The following is a 19,464-nucleotide window of genomic DNA, read 5'->3' on the forward strand; positions in this document are numbered from 1 at the left end:
GGGTATTCGGTGGTAACCGACCGACTCGAGAGACGGCGTCGGAGAGCGAACACCGCGTGCGATTTTAGGGTCTCGTGGGACCGCCGCGGTATCCGCTACTGCTGGGCCCGGAACAGATACATCGTCACGGGGCCGAACACGGCGACGAATACCGCCGACATGAACAGTACCGTCCCGATTTCGCCGGCCGTCGCCGTCCCGTGCATTAGCCCGCGCATCGCGATGACGAGGTGACTGAAGGGGTTGACGCCGACGAACGCCTCGAGCAACCCGGGCATCGTCTCGGGGCCGACGAAGACGTTGCTGACGAACGTCAGCGGGAACAGGATCATCATGCTCACGCCCATGAGCGACTCCGGGCTTCGCATGACGAATCCGAGTGCGGTCCAGATCCACGACAGTCCGAACGAGAACACCAGCAGGAGCGCCACCGCCGACAACACGCCGACGGCTCCGCCCTCCGGTCGGAACCCGAGCACCAACCCGAGGGCGATGACGATCGTCGAGGCGATCGTGTACCGCACGGCGTCGCCGAGCAGGGCGCCGACGATGACCGAGGGTTGCCAGACCGGCAGGGTTCGGAACCGATCGAAGACGCCCTCGTCGATGTCGTCGTTCAGGGTCACGCCGGTGTAGATGGTGATGAACACGACCGTCATGGCGAGGATCCCCGGCAGGAGTTCCTGCAGGTACGCGCTCGTCGATCCCGCGAGCGCCCCGCCGAACAGGTAGGTGAACAGCAACAGGAACATGATCGGGAAGACGGTGACGTCGAACAGCTGCTCGGGGACGTGCTTGATCTTCAACAGCGCTCGCCAGCCGAACGTGAGCGAGGCGGAGATGGCGTTCGCTCGCGGCGGCCGCGGCTGATCCGACACCGCCGACCGCAGGATTTCGACGTCCGGCTCGGTGGCCGTGGTCTCGTCGGTCATCGGTACCCCTCCTCGGCAATCGCGTCCTCGTGAGCCGGGTGATCGGTCAGCGCGAGAAACACCTCGTCGAGACTCGGCTGGCCGAGTGCGAAATCAGTGATCGCGACGTCGGCTCGAGAGAGCTCTACGAACGCGTGGGCGATGCGGTCGGTCTCGGCGACTCGAGCCGACAGCGCCGTCGGATCGGACTCGAGATCCACTGGAACGTCGAGGATCCGGATCAGCGCCCGTCTGGCCTCCTCGCGCTGGTCGGGATCGCGCACACGGACGTTCAGGACGCCCGAACCGATCGAGGATTTGAGTTCGCCCGGCGTACCCTCGGCGATGATCCGACCGTCGTCGATGACGGCGATCCGATCGGCGAGCTGGTCGGCCTCCTCTAAGTACTGCGTGGTCAGCACCACCGTCGTTCCGTTGGCGACGAGCGCCCGGATGATCTCCCAGACCTGGGTCCGATTCCGCGGGTCGAGCCCGGTGGTCGGCTCGTCGAGGAACAGCAACTCCGGCGTGACGACGATGCTCGCTGCGATATCGAGGCGGCGTCGCATCCCGCCGGAGTACGTTTTCACCTGACGCGAGGCCGCTTCGGTCAGGCCGAATGCCGCGAGCAGTTCGTTCGTTCGCGCTTTGGCCTGCGACCGCGAGTAGCCGAGCAATCGCGACAGCAGGACGAGGTTCTCGCGGCCGGTGAGGTCCTCGTCCACCGACGCGAACTGGCCGGTCATGCTCACCCGGCTGCGCACGTCGTCGGCGTCGCTCACCACGTCGTGGCCGAACACTCGAGCCGCACCCGCGTCGGGACGCAACAGCGTCGCGAGCATGCGGATGGTGGTGGTCTTTCCGGCGCCGTTCGGTCCGAGGAGGCCGTAGATGCCGCCCGCGGGAATCGTCAGGTCGACGCCGTCGACGGCTTTCGTGTCTCCGAAGTGTTTGACGAGGCCGTCCGTTTCGATCGCGAGAGCCGGTTCGTCGGCGCCGTCTTCGCCGCTCGCCGTCGAGGCGTCCGCACGGCTCGCCGCTGCCGTGATCGACTCCGGTCGCTCCGCGTCTTTCGCGAAATCGGAGGTGCTCGACGATCGGTGATCCGTCATTCGCCCACCTCTCCGGTGGGGGGTCGCGGTCGGTCGCGACCGACGCGACGCGCAGTCGGTCTCTCGGTTGGGGTGCGATCGATCATGATTCTCTACCGTTTCGTACGCCTCTCGAGCGTATATACGGGATCCAAGAGCGGTGCGAAAGTAGTCTTCGGAGGGCCTGAGACGGCCGACGTGGCGCGATACGGGCGCCGTCGAGTCACTTTCACTCCTCCCGATCGAAGACGTTCGCGGCTCTCGTGCGCCGCGATGGTTCACAGGCGCGTTCTCGGTTCCGGATCGGCACGCGTAGCTACGGAGTCGAGTTCGATGCCGGTTCGCGTGAAGATATTCACCCTCCCTCGTCGGCGGCGGAATGTGACCCAATAGGATCGAACGGGAACGGCTACGTTCGATCCGCGAGACGCGTCTTTTATGCCGTTTGCTAGCGTCTCGATACTGCGAGGACGAGCGTAACGTATCAGATCAACTCGGGTCGGTATCGCGAAGAGCCGCCGGAATTGGCGACGAAATCACATGACGAAAACCGACGTACACAGCGATCGAACGGGTATCGTGCGTTCGAACGACGGCACATCCATCGCCTTCGAGCGATCCGGCGAGGGTCCACCGCTGGTCCTCGTCGGCGGCGCACTCACCGATCGGTCGGCGGGCGCGCCGCTGGCAGCGCATCTGGCGCCGCACTTTACCGTGTACACCTACGACCGACGGGGACGGGGAGAGAGCGGTGACACGGAACCGTACGCGGTCGAACGCGAGTTCGACGACCTCGAGGCGATCATCGACGAAGTCGGCGGCTCGGCGTTCGTCTTCGGGATGTCCTCCGGTGCGATACTCGCCCTCGAGGCCGCGGTTCGCGGCCTCGCCATCGAACGACTGGCACTGTACGAACCGCCGTACCGGGTCGACGAGGGCGCACCCCGACCGCCGCCGGACTTCGCGACGCAACTCGAGGCCCGTCTCGCAGACGGTCGACGGGGAGACGCGGTCGAACGCTTCCTGACGGAAGCGGTCGGGATGCCCGCCGACGGCGTCGGCGGGATGCGGAACGGACCGATGTGGCCGGCCCTCGAAGAACTCGCACCGACACTCGTCTATGATCTCACCGTCGTCGGAGACGGCTCGCTGCCGACCGCCCGGCTGGAATCCGTCGCGGCGCCGACGCTCGTGATGGACGGAACGGAGAGTCCGGCGTGGGCGCGTCACGCGGCGCAAGCGCTCGCGAACGCCCTACCCGATTCGCAGTACCGCTCTCTGGAGGGGCAAACTCACGAGGTCACACCGGACGCCCTCGCTCCCGTGGTAGCGGAATTCTCGGACGATTGAGGGGGTTCTCCCTCGATATCCGCGTCTCGTCGGTCTTCCACCTCACCGATCCGTTGCCGTCCGCTGAACGGTGGCTATTCGCCGGATCACTCGCCCTGTGTCTCGTCTCCCTCGGCGACGACGTGGCGTTCGCTCGCGAATGGCTGACGGCCGTTCCGCTCGATCGACGCGGTACCGCACACTTGGTCTCGAGGCGGTCGGTATGACCGAGGAGTCCACGATGACCGAACCTCGGCTCAGACGTCTGGTTCAGGAGCCGGCCCCAGTTCCGATACCCCCGACGAGCAGATAGGCAGCGACGAGCGCGATCGCGAGCACGCCGTCGACGACGGCGACCGACGTGGCACCGACTGCGTCGCTACCGACGCCGAGGAGGAAGACTCGACCGCCGCTTTGTGGAAGATCACCAGCTCCCAGATCCCGGGATACTGTCCGGGGCGGTAGGCTATAACAACAGGTAGATCCCGGCGAACACTAGGAACCCGAACAGCTGCCAGCTCTCGATGACGAACGTCTCGGGGTCCGCAACGCGGATGGACGACGCCGTTACGATGAAGGAGACGACCGCGCCGAGCGCGGCGAGTATCAGAACGGCAGTCGCCAGTCTCCGCTCCCCCGATGAAATCGGTTTCGAACCGCCGGTAGCTGGCTCAGTCATGGAATCCCTGCGCTTCGATGCTCGATGCTCATTTCGGTGATCCGACTCCGTCACTGCTGGCCGCCGGGCGAACCCGTTCGCTGCGGTCGACGGACGCGGCCGTCAGCGTTCGCGGGCCAGGTGAACTGCCTCCCGCATTGGTGAGGGCCAAACACGGTTGAAGCGGGGAAGCGGCCGCTAAGCAATATGAGTCCGTCCATCGTCATGCAGACTGGCGAACCGGTCAACACCGCCGGCTCGCCAGGCGGACTCCAGATCATTACAACGACTGCCCACGCCATTCTCCACGGGATCGCCTACGACCTCGATCCGTTGGACGCAATCGAGGAGCCGAGTATCAACACGACTGACTACCCACCGATCGGATACGAAACGGGCGTCCCCGACGCTGCGCGCGAGCAAACGGCGGAGTGGGACAGGTCTGAGGCAACGCCCAGACCCACGGAAACGCCCAGACCATCAAGACCGACGGCGACGAGTTAATCGGGGGTCGACCCGGCCCGTGACGGTCAAACCGTCGGGTTTGATCGGGGAGGCTGCCGTGGACGTGGACAGAGCGACTAACGAACTACGGAGTGGAACGTCACAGGCTACGGAACTGGGGAATTAGCTGAGACAGGTGATCGAGCAAATCGGAAAAACGATTGGGCCACGGAGACGGTTGATGTCCTCTGCACACCGAAACGCAATCGGGATCAGTACAGCGTCAGCGTTCCCGGTCGAAACTGACCCGACCCGATCGAGGCTCTGTTGACGCGTGGAACGATCACAACCGTCTTGCCCGTCCGAGGTGAATGAACGTTCAACCAATGGGATCGATGGACCTCTTCGAGGACGAGCCAGCTAGCACCCGAGAGGCCATCATGCAGGCCACTTACCGGGCGCTCCGTAAACACGGCTACGCCGGGCTGACGATCCAGCGAATCGGCGACGAGTTCCCGAAGAGCAAGTCGCTCCTCTATCACCACTACGACGGAAAGGACGCGCTCTTGCTCGAGTTCCTCTCGTTCATGCTCGAGCGCTTCGAGGCGACGATCCCGGATCGCGAGTACGGTGACGCCCGCGAACACCTCGAGGCGATCCTCGACCACGCGCTCCCGACGGACCTCGATTCCGAGCGGGCGGAGTTCAGGGCCGCGATGGTCGAGCTGCGAGCGCAGGCTGCGACCGACGAGGCCTACCGCGAGCACTTCACCCGGAACGACCGATTCTTCCGTCGGCGACTCGCCACGGTCGTTCGCCGCGGAATCGAAGAGGGCGTCTTCCGGGACGTCGATCCGGAACGGGCGGCCGCGATGGTGCTCTCGTCGATCCACGGCGCGATGCAGGAGGAAGCGACGACCGACACCGAGCGGACCGCGGCCGTCCGAGAAGAGCTGCGAGCCTACGTCGAGTCTCGTCTACTCGCACCGGACGTCGAACTGGAGGCGATCGAGTGAGCCGGGATCGCTCGGTCAACGTCGTCGACGGGGGGTTAGTGTGGCCGCTGATCGTCCTTTCGGTGCCGATCGTCCTCACCAACCTGCTGATGGTCGGCTACAACCTCGCCGACACGTTCTGGGTCGGGCGCCTCGGTCAGGCGGGCGTCTCCGCGCTGTCGTTCTCGTGGGCGATCATCTTCCTGGTGATCAGCTTCGGGATCGGCTTCAACGTCGCGGGGACGGTGCTCGTCGCCCAGAACAAGGGCGCCGGCAACCTCGACGGGATCAGCCGGGTCGCCGGCCAGACGGTCACGTTCGTCTTCCTGCTCTCGATGCTCATCGCCGTCGTCGGGTTTTTCCTCACGCCCTCGATGCTCCGGCTCATCGGTGCCGAATCGGGGACCCTGGAATACGAGTACGCCCTCGCGTACACCCGGACGGAGTTCGTCGGAATGCCGTTCATCTTCGCGTTCTTCGTCTTTCAGTCGCTGCTTCAGGGCTGGGGTGATACGCGGACGCCGCTGTACCTCATGACGTTCAGCGTCGCGCTCAACGTCGTCATCGATCCGTTTTTCATCCTCGGATTCCAGGATAACGTCGTCTTCGCGTGGTTCGGCCTCGAGGCGCTCGAAGCCTCCTGTTCGCGCTCACGGGGTTCGACGGCTGGGCTGTGCAGGGCGCGGCGTTCGCGACGATTCTCTCGCGCGGGCTCGCCGCTGGGATCGGAATCTGGCTGCTGCTCTCGGGATCGGTCGGCATCCAGCTCACCCGGAGCGACTTTCGGCTCCGGATGGAGACGGTCAAACAGCTCGTTACGATCGGGACGCCCGCGAGCATCGAGATCAGCACCAAGGCGTTCAGCGTGACGATCCTCACCGCGCTGGTCGCGCTGGCCGGCCCGACGGCGGTGGCCGGCTACGGTATCGGGACCCGCATCACGTCGATGGTCGTGCTGCCGGCGCTCGGACTCGCCCGCGGCGTCGAGACTCTCGTCGGACAGAACCTCGGCGCCCGGCAGGCCGACCGCGCCAAACGCGGTGTGTACGCCGCGGCCGGACTCGTCGCCGGTTGTTTTCTCCTCTTCAGCGTCTTCGTCTACGTTCTCGCCGATCCGATTATCGGTGTCTTCATCACTGGATCGGGTGCAACCGAAGTGACGGCGATCGGTGCCGAGTATCTGCGTATCATCTCCCTTTCGTTCGTCTTCCTCGGGGTTTTCTACATCGTGCAGGGCGCGTTCCGCGGCAGCGGCAGCACCCGGATCGCGATGGGATTCGCGATTATCGGCTTCATCGTTCTCCGCCCGTTGCTCGCCTACGGTCTCGCCGAGCCCCTGGGAATGGGCGCCACCGGCGTCTTCATCGGCGACGCCCTGACGAACGTCGTCATCGTCGTTCTCGCCGGGCTGTACCTCCTCCGGGGAACCTGGACCGACAGCGTGATCGAGGAAGGAGCTGACCCGGAGCCGGAGATCGACGCGGGAGATCACGCAACGCCAGTGAGTGACGGGTTCGAGGACGACTAACTCCTCGGACGGAGTGGAGGAGCGCGTTTGAGCGCCTCATCGCGTCAAAACGGTCTTTTGAAGCGCTTGAATTGCGCATTTTCCGGTTTGAAGGGAAGATCGAACGGTTGAATTTCGTGAGGGCAGTCCGATCTCGGCCGGCAAGAGCGGTTTTCAACCGACATCGACCGCTCACTCGGCAGTTTCTGGAACGGGAACTCTCTCCTCCGTTTCCACGACGTAGCGGTCGGGCAGTTCCGGTTCGGGCTCCCGGCCGACGGTGAAAAAGCGCTCGGTGCGTGTGAGTTCCTCCGTTGCAGGACTCGGCTTCGTGATCCGCTCGTAGTCCACCGTCACACCCGCCGGTTCGGCGGCGATGCGAACGGCAGCAAGCTGGTAGGACGGATAGAACACGGGCGGCAGGATGCCGATAATCCCGTCCCGACGGTGGAGTCGCTTCAGCCACGTTCCGGTGTTGACCAGTATCCCCCCGTCGGTCTCCTGAATCGACGGTCGGTGGGTGTGACCGTAGCAGAAGATCGTCGTCTCCGGCTGATCGGCGAAGGTTTCGCGAGCGGATTCTTCGTACGGTGCTTCGGGATCGACGGTCAGATCGGTCTCGAAGATCCCGAAGCGGTCGACAGTCTTCCGAATGTCCCGTCGGATGAAGTACAACGGGATGCCCACGAGCAACAGCAGGCCGGCGACGGACGCGTTGAGCGCGAGGAAGAACCAGGCTGCCGTGCCGGCCCTGCCGAACTGGCCGAGAAACGCTTCCGTTCGGTCGACCGGCGCCGACCAGATACCCAGGACGTCCAATCCCGCCAGCACGGCGAGGATCGCACTCACGTTGAACAACAGCAAGAAGGGAACCAGCGAGTAGCGCAGCAGCGGGTTCATCTCGCGGTAGAAGTACTTCGAGAGGAGCCAGACCGGCATCCGTTCGGTCGGCGTGACCGCTTGAACGTCCTTCAGCCAGTTGTACCGCCCGCGATCGGGCTTGGCCCGCCCGGCTCGTCACGAGGGTGTTGTAGTAGTAGCCGAGCGGCGTCGCGTGGGGATTCCCCCAATCCTCGATCTGGTTGTTGGGATCCTGCTGGTGGCCGTGCTCGAAGTGGATCGCCTGCTCGCCGACCGGCCGAGAGATCGACTGGTCCTGGATGAGATCGACGTTGTACGCAGCGAATCGCTCCACGTACTCGTCGTAAGCCGCGAGTTCGTGGTCGTGATTGCCCGGCAACAGCGTGATCGGAATATTCTCGCCGGTCGCACGGAACTGTTCGAACAGCTTCGGATACGTTTCTTCGAGCACGTCGAACTTCTCGATACCCTGGGACTTCGTAAACTCCCAGAGCCCGAACGCGTCACCGTTGATGATCAACTCGGCGTTCTCGTCAGTTGTCTCCAGGCGCTCGAGAAACGCGAGTAGTTCTTCGATAAACTCGACCTCTTCGAGCTGTTCGTCACCGCCGATGTGAAGGTCACTGATTACGTAATAGACCCGATCATCGGTGTCGTTGCCCATCGTCTCCAGACCTTACGGCCATCTCAAAAAGGTATTGTCTTCTCCGTCGATTCCTGTCGTCCGAACAACTGGTTAGCGTTACTCGTGAATGCCCATCGCGCTAATCTGTTCCTGATATCGGTTCCGGATGGTGACCTCGGTTACCTGGGCGACGTCGGCGACGTCCCGCTGTGTCTTTTTCTCGTTGCACAGGAGTGCGCTCGCGTAGATTGCAGCCGCGGCGTATCCGGTCGGTGATTTGCCCGACAGCATCCCCTGTTCGGCGGTGGTCTCGATGATTTCGTTCGCTTTCGACTGTACTTCTTCGGAAAGCTCAAGCTCGGAGCAGAAGCGAGGCACGTACTTCTTCGGATCGACGGGTTCCATCTCGAGACTGAGCTCCTGCGAGATGTATCGGTACGTGCGACCGATCTCCATCCGATCGACGCGCGAGACCGCCGCGACTTCGTCCAGCGACCGCGGGATCCCCTCCATACGACAGGCCGCGTACAGCGTGCTCGTGGCAACGCCCTCAATCGAGCGTCCACGGATGAGGTCCTCCTTGAGCGCGCGTCGGTAGAGCACGCTCGCAACTTCTCGGACGGACCGGGGAACGCCCAGGGCGGAGGCCATTCGATCGGTTTCGGAGAGCGCAAACTGAAGGTTTCGCTCGCCAGCGTCCTTCGTCCGAATGCGCTCCTGCCACTTGCGCAGCCGACTCATTTGATTCCGTTTCTCCGAGGAGAGGGAGCGTCCGTAGGCGTCTTTGTTCTTCCAGTCGATCGTCGTGGTGAGACCCTTATCGTGCATCGTCTGGGTCGTTGGCGCCCCGACGCGGGATTTGCTGTCCCGCTCCGATTGATTGAACGCCCGCCACTCGGGTCCGTGATCGATAGCCTCCTCCTCGAGGATCAGCCCGCAGTCTTCACAGCTAATTTCGCTCCCGTCCGAGCTCCTAATGAGTGTGCTCGAATCACATTCTGGACAGGTCTGAACACCCTTCTGCTCAGTTGTTTCCCGTTCTGTCTCATCCTCCTTCTCCCGCTGGCGAGTCGGGCGTTTCATCAGTCAACTGTAGAAAGTCGCCCGAGACGGTTAAATACTTGGAGCAATCGGCCAGGTAAAGAGTTGAATACGCACGGCTTCTATACCGATAAAATGAGACTGTTGATCCTACTTAAATCCGTCTATGAGACGATACCGGGCCGGCTTCGACGCTCGCACGCTCGCTGAGAATCGATGCGTGTTCACCGAGGTGTCGTTCGAGAACTGTATCCCCTCGAGCGGTCCGGTCCGCGGATCGAGCGCGGAGAGGGCTCAACAGCAGAGTCGAGCCTCTTTGGTGGTGACGGTTATCCACCGGTCGTGTTACGGACGGCTATAGTAACCACTGAAACGGGTTCCACACCGATCGCACTGTCCGCGGTTCTCGCTTGCTTCGCTCGCTCCGACCCGCGCTCCCGTCGTGCGATTTGGTGTGCACCGACTTTCAGTGGCGACTACAAGAGAGGCCCCACAGCCAGCATCCGCGAACAAAGTGAGTGGCTTCCCGCCGAAGCGGACAAAGTCCGCGAAGACGGCCCTTTTAGCGTAGATTTTTGGGCCCAGCGCGGAACCGAGGTTCCGATCGAAGTCGTTCGAGACGGCGAAGCCGTCTCGTGATGACGAGAGACCGAAGGTCTCTCGAACCACGAGGAATCCCGAGGCGAAAAAGGTACGCGCGCGCATGAAATATCTGCTTCGGACAAAATCACGGCTGTGCAAGGGGATTTCAACGAGATCATAGATCCCTCAGTAACGTCCAGTTTTTCGGAACTGGGAGGTGATTCGAGACGGAGATAACGGAAGCGTCGGGTTCTTCAGCGATCCTGTGAAGAGTCGTGGGTTTGACGTTAAACGTACCGCGGCCGCCGGACCACAGGAATGTCAAACTGCGATGAGCGCTACTCCGACGACAGCCAGGACGGCAGCGACGAGCCGAAGTCGAAAGTATCGCTCGCCGAGGAGGATCCCGCCGAGAACGACGGCGATGATCGCCTGCGTATTGATGATCGGAGAGGCGATACTCGCCGGCAGCACTGCAAATGCGAGCGTCGTTACGTGCTCGCCGAGCGCGACGATCGCGCCCCCGGCGGCCAGTTTGGGAAGGTCCCCTCGAATCGCCGTCGGCGGATTTCTGACCGCGCTCGGGAAGAGAACGACCGCGACGCCGAACAGCAGTATCGGGACCCAGAGCGTTCCCGGGATGGCGAGTTCCTGTAGCGAGACCCGTTTTCCGAGGTCACTGACCGCGTAGCACATCGCACTCAGCAACGCGAGCTGTGCGGGCCGTGAGCGTGCAGCCTTGATGAACGGCTGGAAGAACCCGCCAGGGTCGTAGTTCGCGACGTACACCGCGAGCGTCGCGACGAGGACACCGACGACCTGTAGCCGTGTGAGAAATTGGCCGAGCAAAACGATCTCGAGCGGGAGGACGAACATCGGGACGATCTTGTTGATCGGCGCCACGTACGAAACGTCTCCGTCGTCGATCGCCTGCAGGAACAACACGAACGCGACGGCGGTCATGACCACTGTGAGGGCGACGATACCCAGTTCGAAGAGACCCATGCCATCGAACAGGTTCCTCGAGAACTCCGTCTGCGTGATCACGACCGGAAGGTACCAGGTGATCGCGAACGCGTTGAGGAGCACAGTTAGTGCCGCCGGCGGATAGCCGGAAAACGACCGCTTCAGCACGTAAATGTAGAAGCCCCAGACGAAGGCTGCAACGATCGCAAAGCCGACACCAGCGTCCATTACTCGGCTGGAGGAATGTCCGATACATCAGTCGTTCGATCGAGTGATCACTCGGAACTCACCAGCCGCCTATCGCGAGCGGACGCGACGCCATCACTGCGAAACCGGAGCGGCGTCGACGAGTGCAACGCGCGTATAGAGGTCGATCACACTGCAGACGAGCACGGCGAGTGGAACGGCCACGTCGATGAACGTCACGCCCTCGAGCCGAACGATGGTGATCACGAGCGGTTCGACGACCGTGCCGTCGACGAGGAGCGTCCCGGTGCTGAGGAAGACGAGCGCAGCCGCGTACAGTACTGCCCAGCTGAGACCGCGCATCCACTGACGGGTGTAACAGTGTCCGACGCCCGGAAAACACACCGCCAGAAGGTACGCTGGCCACGTCTTCACGCGTGCGACGACCGCGAGCGAACGGCTCACCGCGGGTTGTGTCGTGAGCATGGTGCTATCGCCTCCGGAAGGGCGGTAGTCGGTGATCGACGAGGGACGATACGGGTGTGGTCGATGGTGCCTCCATAGAGTCCGTATCCAGACTCGGCCTCAAAAACGTCAGTCAGACGGGCGTACGACACCGTGCAGGGCGCGGCGGATCGCTATCGAGCGACGCCGGGCGAGACGTCCAACGTCGCACGCTGCCGATCCGACGAAAGGAGTGTGCGGCGGCGTGAGTCGCTCACCGGTCCAACTCGTTCTTGAGCTCCGCGACCGCCACGGCACCGACGCCGGTTGCGATGGAGAGCGCCCGCTTGCGCGCTCTCGTATCGGCTAACTCGAGCAGCAAGACCGAGTCGTCGCCCCGGTCGACGTGTGCACTGCCGAGCGCCTCGCACCGACGACCGTCGGGCATCGTGGCGGCGGCCTTCACCTGACAGTAGGTGAACTCCGTTTCGTGGGGCGAGACCAGGACGTCCGTCTCGACGTCGATATCGTAGAAGTGCGAGAGCACTTCGAAACCCTTCCGGTTGATCGCCTGCGTGCCGTCGATCTCGTCGATGAATTCGCCGGGAACCCACTCGAGCGGGTCGTCGGAGATCGACCGGTCCGAAGCTCGTACGCCGTCGGGTCGACGGCGTCGGTATCAGCAGCCGCGTCGGCATCGATAACCTCGGGCGTTACCGGATCGGGATCGGACGGACTCGGCGGCACGAGTTCGACGTCCATACCGAGATCCTCGAGCTCGTCCATCGCGCCCTCGGCCTCGCCTCGGGAGTCGAACTCCCGTTCTTTTCCGCTCCCCGTATCTCGGACGATCCACGCGCTAGTACTCACGTTTCTCACCTCGTCGTACGTACGTGGCGAGCGGCTAACCGTTCGTCGGTTTCGACTGGACCGTAAGTGCCGTATTCCCCGCCTACGACCGCCATCAGCCAAGAGTTTGATAGTCTAACTTCTCGTCGACGCCACCTGTTCGCAGTCGAACAGCTGATCGGCTCACTCGAACGACTGACGCCCGACGGCGAACGCGTTACGATCGCGCTAGGGTTCCTCCTGCTCGGCGCCCACGGAGTGACGCTCCTGTTCGGTGTGCCTACCGCTCGATCCTCCCCGCGGAGCGGCCCTCAATCTCCGAGGCGGAGTTCGATCAGCGCCAGTTCGTCCGATGGAACCGCTTCCGAGAAGGCCCGTTCGATCTCGTTCCACGTTCCGGGACGATAGGCCTCGATTCCGAAGCTCTCGGCGAACGTCACGAGATCCGGATTCGCGAGTTCGGTCCCGGTATGCTCGCCACGGTGTGTCACCTGCTGTTCGGAGATGAGGCCGTAATCGTCGTCGTTGAACACGACGACCGTGAAGCCGCAGTCGAGTCGAGTCGCGGTTTCGATCTCCGCCGCGTTCATCAGGAAGCCGCCGTCGCCGGTTCCCGCGACGACGTTGGCGTCGACCGCGAGGTCCGCCGCGAGCGCACCCGGAACGGCGATTCCCATACTCGCCAGTCCGTTCGAGACGATGCAGGTGTTCGGATCGTACACCGGAAACGACTGTGCGATCGCCATCTTGTGACTGCCGACGTCCGAGACGAGGACGTCCTCGTCGGCCATGGCCTCCCGCAACAGCGGGAGCGCGTTTCTGACGGTGATCGGATCGCTCTCTTCGGGCGGCTTCGTCACCGCCTCGAGCAACTGGTCGTGTAGCTCGCGGCACCACAGTGCAGAGGCGTCCGACGAGAGCCGCTCGTCGATCGCCCTGAGCGTCGCGCCGACGTCCGCGACGATCTCGACGTCGGGGTTGTAGTGGCGGTAGACCTCTGCGGGCTCGTGGTCGACGTGAACGATCGTCTTTTCGAGGTTCGGATTCCATCCCTCCGGATCGTGTTCGGCGATATCGTACCCGACCGCGACGACGCAGTCCGCCCGCTCGACCGCGCGAGCCGCCTCGCCGTCCGGACCCGAATCGAGCGTCATCAGCGAGGTCGGCTCGCGGTCGGAGATAGCGCCCTTGCCCATGTACGTCGCGACGACGGGGATCTCGAGGCGGTCGACGAGCGCACGGATGCTGTCGGCCGCGCGGGTTCGCACTGCGCCGTTACCCGCGAGCAGAATCGGTCGCTCGGCCTCCTCGAGTAGCGTCGCGGCTCGCTCGACCGACTCGGGATCCGGATCCGGCCGGCGCACCTGATCGCGGATAGGAATCGGCTCGGCGTCGGTCTCCTCGCGAGCGACGTCCTCGGGGAACTCGAGGTGGGTCGCGCCCGGCTTCTCGTACTCGGCGAGCTTGAACGCCTTGCGGACCGATTCGGAGACGATCTCGGGGTCTGCAATCTGGGCGTTCCACTTGACGATCGGCTCGAACACGTCGATCACGTCGAGTGCCTGGTGGCTCTCCTTGTGCAGCCGTTCGCGACCGCCCTGGCCCGTGATCGCGACGAGCGGACTCTTGTCTAGCTGTGCGTCGGCGACGCCGGTGATGAGGTTCGTCGCGCCGGGCCCCAGCGTCGAGAGGCAGACGCCCGCGTCGCCGGTCAGCCGGCCGTAAACGTCGGCCATGAACGCCGCTCCCTGTTCGTGTCGGGTCGGAGCGAAGGTGATCGGAGAGTCCCGGAGCGAGAACAGCAGTTCCTCGATTTCTTCGCCCGGGAGACCGAAGACGTACTCGACACCCTCGACCTCGAGGCAGTCGACGAGTAGATCGGATGCTAGTGGCACGTTTCTCTCGACTACCTTGCGGTACATGATTCTACCACCCGCTCGAGAGTCGAGAGGACGAGTTTTCCTACCTGTACCCCGAGCGGAGTCATCCCTCGGAAATCGGCCACGGAGCCGGCTACCGGATGGGGCGGCGAGCAGAACGGTCTCGATCGGCGAGATGAAACACCTCCAGAAAACGGGATCGAACCGCTCGAGACGCTTACTCGGTTGCGGGAACGTCGTCGCCCTCGCCGGCGGACTGCACCCAGATGGTCTTTCGATTGACGAACTCGTGGATCCCCTCCTTGGCGAGTTCGCGACCGTACCCGGACGCCTTCACGCCGCCGAACGGGAGTCGAGGATCGGACTTGACGAGTTCGTTGACGAACACGCAGCCGGCTTCGATCTCGCGGGCGATCCGCTCCCCGCGATCGAGGTCCTCGGTCCAGATCGAGCCGCCGAGTCCGTAGTGGATGTCGTTCGCGATCTCGATCGCCTCCTCCTCGTCGGCGGCGCGGAAGACGGCCGCGGCCGGTCCGAAGACCTCCTCCTCGGCCGCGGGACTGTCCATCGGCGGTTCGGCGAGCACCGTCGGCGGATAGTACCAGCCGTCGCGGTCGAGGGGTTCGCCGCCGCACTCGAGGGTCGCCCCCGCCTCGACGCTCGCCTCGACCTGCTCGTGAACGTCCTCCATGAGATCTTCGCGCGCCTGCGGACCGATTTCGGTGCCGGACTCCATCGGATCGCCGATTTCGAGGGCCTCCATCTCCGAGACGAAGCGGTCGAGAAACTCGTCGAAGACCTCGTCGGCGACGATGAACCGCTTGGCCGCGATACAGGACTGCCCCGAGTTGATCGTCCGCGCCGTGGCCGCGGTTTCGGCCGCCGCGTCGAGGTCGGCGTCCTCGAGGACGACGAACGGGTCGCTCCCGCCGAGTTCGAGGACGTGTTTCTTCAGTTCGTTGCCGGCCTGTTCGGCGATGGCGCGCCCGGCACCCTCGCTCCCCGTCAGGGTGAGCGCGTCGAGACGGTCGTCTCGAACGACGTCCTCGATCGCGTCGGAGCCGACCAGCAGCGTCGAGAAGACGCCCTCGGGATAGCCCGCGTCGCGGAAGATCTCCTCGATCGCGAGCGCACAGCCCGGTACGTTCGAGGCGTGTTTGAGCAGGCCGACGTTGCCGGCAGTCAGGTGCGGCGCGGCGAAGCGAAACACCTGCCAGAACGGGAAGTTCCAGGGCATCACCGCGAGGACGGCTCCCAGCGGCTCGTAGGAGACGAACGTCTTCGCGTTCGGCTCGCTGCCGATTACGCGGTCGGCGAGGAACTCGTCCGCACGCTCGGCGTAGAAGTCACAGACCCACGCGCACTTCTCGAGTTCGGAGTGGGATTCGTCGATCGGCTTACCCATCTCTCGGCTCATCAACTCGGCGTACTCGTCCTGCCGGTCGCGAAGGATCTCGCCGGCGTTCTCGAGAAGCTGCTGACGTTCGGTGATATTCGTCTCCGCCCACGATTCCGAGGCCGAAACCGCGTCCTCGAGAATGGAGTCGACGTCGTCCGCCGTGTGGTCGTCGTACGTTTCGATTACCTCGTCGGTCGCTGGATTGGTACTCTTCATTGGCAGTATCACCAACGCGCCGCGCGTTTCCGGTAGTACGGTAACGAACGACAAAGAGCTGTTCCCGGCAATCGGATTGCGCTCTTCGAATATTCCAACGAGGCACACAGTCTCGAGTCTCGTGAGCTCCGCCGGGGCATTCTCGATCGCGGCCGACAGTAAGGGAGCGACGATCGACAACGTCGTCAATCCGATTACGGATTCGACACCAGCACCGAATTGATTGATTCGGAATGCGTTTTATAGAACTCGAAAACGGTATATTTGACGCCTCTAATCGTGTCTTACTTGTGTCCTCAGGAGCACGTACGCGAATCAGGTATCCCGCACGAGCGCCTCTAGCGCGGTTACGGGCGAACGAAAAATATTGTATCGCTCGCGAGGAACGGACTCGTGTGCGATCGCCCGGAATTCGACTGGATCTCGTCCCTCTCTTTTCCGTATATATGACTCTAGTTATGATATGTATACGGTTATGATCGTACCGGTTCGCGATATCGTTGGGATAAGATACCTACGGTAGCTACCTCAGCTAAGCTACCTATTGTAGCTATTTTAAAGACTCTCCTTCGCGTACCGTTAACGGTCGCAGCGAGTTTCGAGTCGAGATACTATAGTACCAACTGAAACGGGTTCCACACCGATCGCACGACGGCTGTGCGATCGGGCGTGTACTGACTTTCAGTGGCTACTATAGCGAAGTAGTATCTGTACGTCCGAAATTCAACGGTTCTGGGAGAGCCATCGGAGGAGACGATTACAGAGAACGGTGGCGACGGGGTGGCGTCCGTACCGATCGCAGACCCGAAACGTCAGCGCCGTTATCGATCCACTTCCGTACCCGCGGACGACGAAGGGGCTACTCCAGTTCGCGAGCCATCCCTCTACGTAGCCGACGTGAACGCGGTCGACCGACGGGTTCAGATCGGTGGCGACCGCGTACGGATAGAGTCCGTCGAACTCCCAGCCGAGGTGGCGATTCGGACAGATATCCTCGAGGAGTGCCGAGTCCCGGTAGTAGAACCCGGCGACGAGATTCCAGCTTTCGGCGCGCGGTAGCGAGCGGTAGGTGAACGGCCCGCCGGTTCTCATCTCGCCGTCTCGATCCGGGACGTGGACGACGGCACCGCCGTCGGTCGCGAACTGATCGATACGACTCGTGATTTCGGAGGTTACGGCGACGTCGACCGCATCGGAGAGCGTGTGCGTGACGGTCACGCCCTCCTCGGCGAGTCGCGAAGCGAACGCACCGTCCGCGTACACGGTCATCGACGGCGTCGCGCCACGGTCACCGTCGACGATCGTCACGGGTTCCGCCGTCGAGATCGATTCGTCTCGCGGCGAGAAGGAGACGGTCAACTCCGTCGTTCGCGCCACCTCGTCCGTCTCCGTTGGTGCTGTGACCGTCGTCGTAAGGGCGGTCGCGTCGTGAGCAGCGACCGAGACGGTCTCACCGCCTCGCTGTCGATCCAGGGACCACTCGAGCGGCCCCGAAACCGACTGATCGGTGTCGTTGACGACGGTGAGCGAAACCTCGACGGACTGGTCGGCCCACGTGGCGTGCGACTCGGGCCTCGCGACGACCGTGAGCGGGCCGTTAACCGTCGAAAACCGGGGGCGAAAGACTTCGGGTTTCGGTGGTAGTCGGACAGGCCGTTGAACTCCCACTCGATATCCGACAGTTCGGTCAGAACGTAGCCGGCGATCTCGTCTCGAACGCGCATCTCCTCTATGAGGTGTTTGATCGACGTGAACTCCCGCTCTTGCCAGGACGCTGCGAGATCGGCGTAGTCGTCGAAGACGTCGGGGAGCGTCGTCCGCTGAAGCCGCTCGTCGATCCCGTCCGGTTTCTTGAGCGCCTCGACGAGAAAGTCGTGGTCGAACCAGTGCGGATCCCCGCCGTATCGATCGCGGAGGGCGTCCACGTCGCTCAGCCCCCACGTCCCGAGTTCCGAGACGACGAGCGGCGCGTCGGGATCGTCGAACTCGGTCGTAGCGTAGTTGTCGCCCGGATAGTGGCGGATGTGCTCGAGGTCGGCGGCCCAGCTATCGGCCTGATCGGGACTGACGAAGTAGCGGTGGTAGTCGTTGACGTCGGTCGCCACGTGCGCCCAGCCGGAGTTGTCACACACGATCCGCGTTGGATCGCGTTCGCGAACCGACCGATAGAGATCGGCGAGGAACCGCTGTTTCTCCGCATCCGTCCAGAGCGTCTCGTCGGCGTCGTGGTGACCGAGACCCCACTCCTCGTTGTACAGCGACCAGATGACGACGCTCGGCCGGTTGTAATCGCGTTCGACGAGCCCCTCGACCTGTGCCCTCACTTCCGCACGCGAGCGCTCGGTGTCCCGCATCGGGTTTGCGGGCTCTTGCCACACCAGCATCCCGTTCCGATCGGCACACTCGAGAAAGTCCGGATGAGCGGGCTTGACGTGTTTCCGGATGAGATTGAACCCGAGGTCGGCGGCCAGTTCGATCTCGCTGCTGAACGTCTCCTCGTCCCGGGGCCGGTAGAGCGTCTCCGGGTAGTATCCCTGTTCGAGAACGCCGCGAAGCGTAATCGGTTCGCCGTTCAGCAGGAACTCCCCGTCCGCCGTCTCGAAGCTCCGCATTCCGAAGTAGTCCTCGTACCGATCGACGACCGTCCCGTCGCGCTCGAGGATCACGGTGAGGTCGTACAGCGCCGGCTCGTCGGGACACCAGTAGGTGGGGTCGTCGAACTCGAGAACGGCCGTCGAGTCGGCGGCCGGCGAGACGGTGGCGCTCGCCTCCGAATCGCCGTCTCCGTCGGCCAGCACCGTCGCCCGCAACGCCTCGACGTCGGCCGATCCCGTCGCGAACTCGAGATCGACGACGGCACGATCCCGTTCGAGGTCGGGAGTGACGGGTGCGTCGACGATTCGGGTTTCCGGACGGAACTCGAGGCTGACGGACTGCCAGAGGCCGGAGACCCGAGTGTACCACGGATCTCCCTGTTTTCCGTGCGGAATCTCCGAGAGATCCGCGGGATCGGTGACCGCGACCACCATCGCGTTCGCTCCGCGCTCCAGTTCGTCGGTGACGTCTATCGTGAACGGGAGGTAGCCGCCGCGGTTCTCGCCGACGCGCTCGCTGTTGACCCACACCGTCGTCTCGTAGTCCGCGGCGCCGAAGACGAGAAACGCCCGCTTTCCCGCCGGAACCGCCGCGTCCAGGTCGATCGATCGACGATACCACGCCGTCCCAGTGTACTCTCGATACGCGTCGTCTTCCTGCCACGCTCGGGGAATCTCGACCGCGTGTGCACGGTCCGGCCACGTCGCGTCTCGTTCGTACCACCGGTTCGTTCGGCCGCTGCGTTCCGGATCGATGAGAAACTCCCACTCGCCGTCGAGCGCGACCGAGCGCCGTCGGTCGCTCGCGTCCTCCTCGGACGCTCCCGTCGGTGACCCGGTCACGACTCCCACCGATATTCCCGGTCGCTAGCGGCTAGATCGGCTC

13 protein-coding genes and 3 pseudogenes are annotated in these 19,464 nt (G+C 63.4%); 4 read left to right on the forward strand and 12 right to left on the reverse strand.

What is annotated here, in order from left to right; genetic code table 11:
- Positions 1 to 95 precede the first annotated feature (95 nt).
- Both NED97_RS21265 and NED97_RS21270 read right to left on the reverse strand, forming a co-directional pair.
- Positions 96 to 932 carry an ABC transporter permease gene (locus tag NED97_RS21265; protein WP_252490793.1) on the reverse strand — a complete coding sequence of 279 codons (837 nt, stop codon included), beginning with the start codon at positions 930 to 932 and terminating at the stop codon, positions 96 to 98.
- Complete coding sequence (locus NED97_RS21270; RefSeq protein ID WP_252490794.1) at positions 929 to 2,023, reverse strand: ATP-binding cassette domain-containing protein; 1,095 nt, start codon at positions 2,021 to 2,023, stop codon at positions 929 to 931. The genes NED97_RS21265 and NED97_RS21270 overlap by 4 nt, the downstream gene beginning before the upstream one ends.
- 519 nt (positions 2,024 to 2,542) lie before the next feature.
- On the opposite strand from NED97_RS21270, the gene NED97_RS21275 reads away from it, so the two are divergent.
- On the forward strand, positions 2,543 to 3,352 hold the full coding sequence (locus NED97_RS21275) for an alpha/beta fold hydrolase (protein WP_252490795.1): 810 nt from the start codon (positions 2,543 to 2,545) through the stop codon (positions 3,350 to 3,352).
- A gap of 445 nt (positions 3,353 to 3,797) precedes the next feature.
- Here NED97_RS21275 and NED97_RS21280 read toward each other — a convergent pair whose 3' ends face one another.
- Entirely contained in the window at positions 3,798 to 4,010 is a 213-nt protein-coding gene (locus NED97_RS21280) for a hypothetical protein (protein WP_252490796.1), read from the reverse strand.
- A gap of 159 nt (positions 4,011 to 4,169) precedes the next feature.
- Between NED97_RS21280 and NED97_RS21285 the strand changes: the two are divergent.
- The 3 genes and pseudogenes from NED97_RS21285 to NED97_RS21295 form a co-directional block, all read left to right on the forward strand.
- Positions 4,170 to 4,493, forward strand: a pseudogene (locus NED97_RS21285) (gamma-glutamyltransferase); the annotation flags it as partial.
- Between the two features lie 311 nt (positions 4,494 to 4,804).
- Positions 4,805 to 5,449 (forward strand): TetR/AcrR family transcriptional regulator, encoded by a 645-nt coding sequence (locus NED97_RS21290; protein WP_252490798.1) that lies wholly within the window; start codon positions 4,805 to 4,807, stop codon positions 5,447 to 5,449.
- Positions 5,446 to 6,956, forward strand: a pseudogene (locus NED97_RS21295) (MATE family efflux transporter). Before NED97_RS21290 ends, NED97_RS21295 begins: the two are co-directional and overlap by 4 nt.
- A 171-nt stretch (positions 6,957 to 7,127) precedes the next feature.
- Here the strand turns inward: NED97_RS21295 and NED97_RS21300 are convergent.
- From NED97_RS21300 to NED97_RS21340, 9 genes and pseudogenes are all read right to left on the reverse strand, one after another.
- Positions 7,128 to 8,460: pseudogene (locus NED97_RS21300) on the reverse strand (metallophosphoesterase).
- A 78-nt stretch (positions 8,461 to 8,538) separates the two neighbouring features.
- On the reverse strand, positions 8,539 to 9,504 hold the full coding sequence (locus tag NED97_RS21305; RefSeq protein ID WP_252490799.1) for a transcription initiation factor IIB: 966 nt from the start codon (positions 9,502 to 9,504) through the stop codon (positions 8,539 to 8,541).
- A gap of 861 nt (positions 9,505 to 10,365) precedes the next feature.
- Complete coding sequence (locus tag NED97_RS21310) at positions 10,366 to 11,238, reverse strand: DMT family transporter (RefSeq protein ID WP_252490800.1); 873 nt, start codon at positions 11,236 to 11,238, stop codon at positions 10,366 to 10,368.
- 93 nt (positions 11,239 to 11,331) lie between these two features.
- On the reverse strand, positions 11,332 to 11,682 hold the full coding sequence (locus NED97_RS21315) for a hypothetical protein (protein WP_252490801.1): 351 nt from the start codon (positions 11,680 to 11,682) through the stop codon (positions 11,332 to 11,334).
- 232 nt (positions 11,683 to 11,914) lie between these two features.
- Positions 11,915 to 12,187, reverse strand: coding sequence for a class I SAM-dependent methyltransferase (locus NED97_RS21320; RefSeq protein WP_252490802.1), 273 nt, complete (start codon positions 12,185 to 12,187; stop codon positions 11,915 to 11,917).
- A 613-nt stretch (positions 12,188 to 12,800) separates the two neighbouring features.
- Complete coding sequence (locus NED97_RS21325) at positions 12,801 to 14,411, reverse strand: acetolactate synthase large subunit (protein WP_382207849.1); 1,611 nt, start codon at positions 14,409 to 14,411, stop codon at positions 12,801 to 12,803.
- Positions 14,412 to 14,586: 175 nt separating this feature from the next.
- Positions 14,587 to 15,984 (reverse strand): NAD-dependent succinate-semialdehyde dehydrogenase, encoded by a 1,398-nt coding sequence (locus tag NED97_RS21330; RefSeq protein WP_252490804.1) that lies wholly within the window; start codon positions 15,982 to 15,984, stop codon positions 14,587 to 14,589.
- A gap of 723 nt (positions 15,985 to 16,707) precedes the next feature.
- A complete protein-coding gene (locus NED97_RS21335) occupies positions 16,708 to 17,361 on the reverse strand; it encodes a hypothetical protein (protein WP_252490805.1) in 654 nt (217 codons plus the stop codon).
- Positions 17,340 to 19,430, reverse strand: coding sequence for a glycoside hydrolase family 2 protein (locus NED97_RS21340; protein ID WP_252490806.1), 2,091 nt, complete (start codon positions 19,428 to 19,430; stop codon positions 17,340 to 17,342). Before NED97_RS21340 ends, NED97_RS21335 begins: the two co-directional genes overlap by 22 nt.
- Positions 19,431 to 19,464 lie beyond the last annotated feature (34 nt).

It is taken from the genome of Natronococcus sp. CG52 (assembly GCF_023913515.1).
GTDB lineage: Archaea > Halobacteriota > Halobacteria > Halobacteriales > Natrialbaceae > Natronococcus > Natronococcus zhouii.

What these genes read in the sequence shown, in the direction of transcription:
- NED97_RS21330 (WP_252490804.1), bottom strand. Translation starts at nt 15,984, where the DNA reads ATGAAGAGTACCAATCCAGCGACCGACGAGGTAATCGAAACGTACGAC.
- NED97_RS21265 (WP_252490793.1), bottom strand. Translation starts at nt 932, where the DNA reads ATGACCGACGAGACCACGGCCACCGAGCCGGACGTCGAAATCCTGCGG.
- NED97_RS21280 (WP_252490796.1), bottom strand. Translation starts at nt 4,010, where the DNA reads ATGACTGAGCCAGCTACCGGCGGTTCGAAACCGATTTCATCGGGGGAG.
- NED97_RS21315 (WP_252490801.1), bottom strand. Translation starts at nt 11,682, where the DNA reads ATGCTCACGACACAACCCGCGGTGAGCCGTTCGCTCGCGGTCGTCGCA.
- NED97_RS21310 (WP_252490800.1), bottom strand. Translation starts at nt 11,238, where the DNA reads ATGGACGCTGGTGTCGGCTTTGCGATCGTTGCAGCCTTCGTCTGGGGC.
- NED97_RS21325 (WP_382207849.1), bottom strand. Translation starts at nt 14,411, where the DNA reads ATGTACCGCAAGGTAGTCGAGAGAAACGTGCCACTAGCATCCGATCTA.
- NED97_RS21275 (WP_252490795.1), top strand. Translation starts at nt 2,543, where the DNA reads ATGACGAAAACCGACGTACACAGCGATCGAACGGGTATCGTGCGTTCG.
- NED97_RS21270 (WP_252490794.1), bottom strand. Translation starts at nt 2,023, where the DNA reads ATGACGGATCACCGATCGTCGAGCACCTCCGATTTCGCGAAAGACGCG.
- NED97_RS21290 (WP_252490798.1), top strand. Translation starts at nt 4,805, where the DNA reads ATGAACGTTCAACCAATGGGATCGATGGACCTCTTCGAGGACGAGCCA.
- NED97_RS21305 (WP_252490799.1), bottom strand. Translation starts at nt 9,504, where the DNA reads ATGAAACGCCCGACTCGCCAGCGGGAGAAGGAGGATGAGACAGAACGG.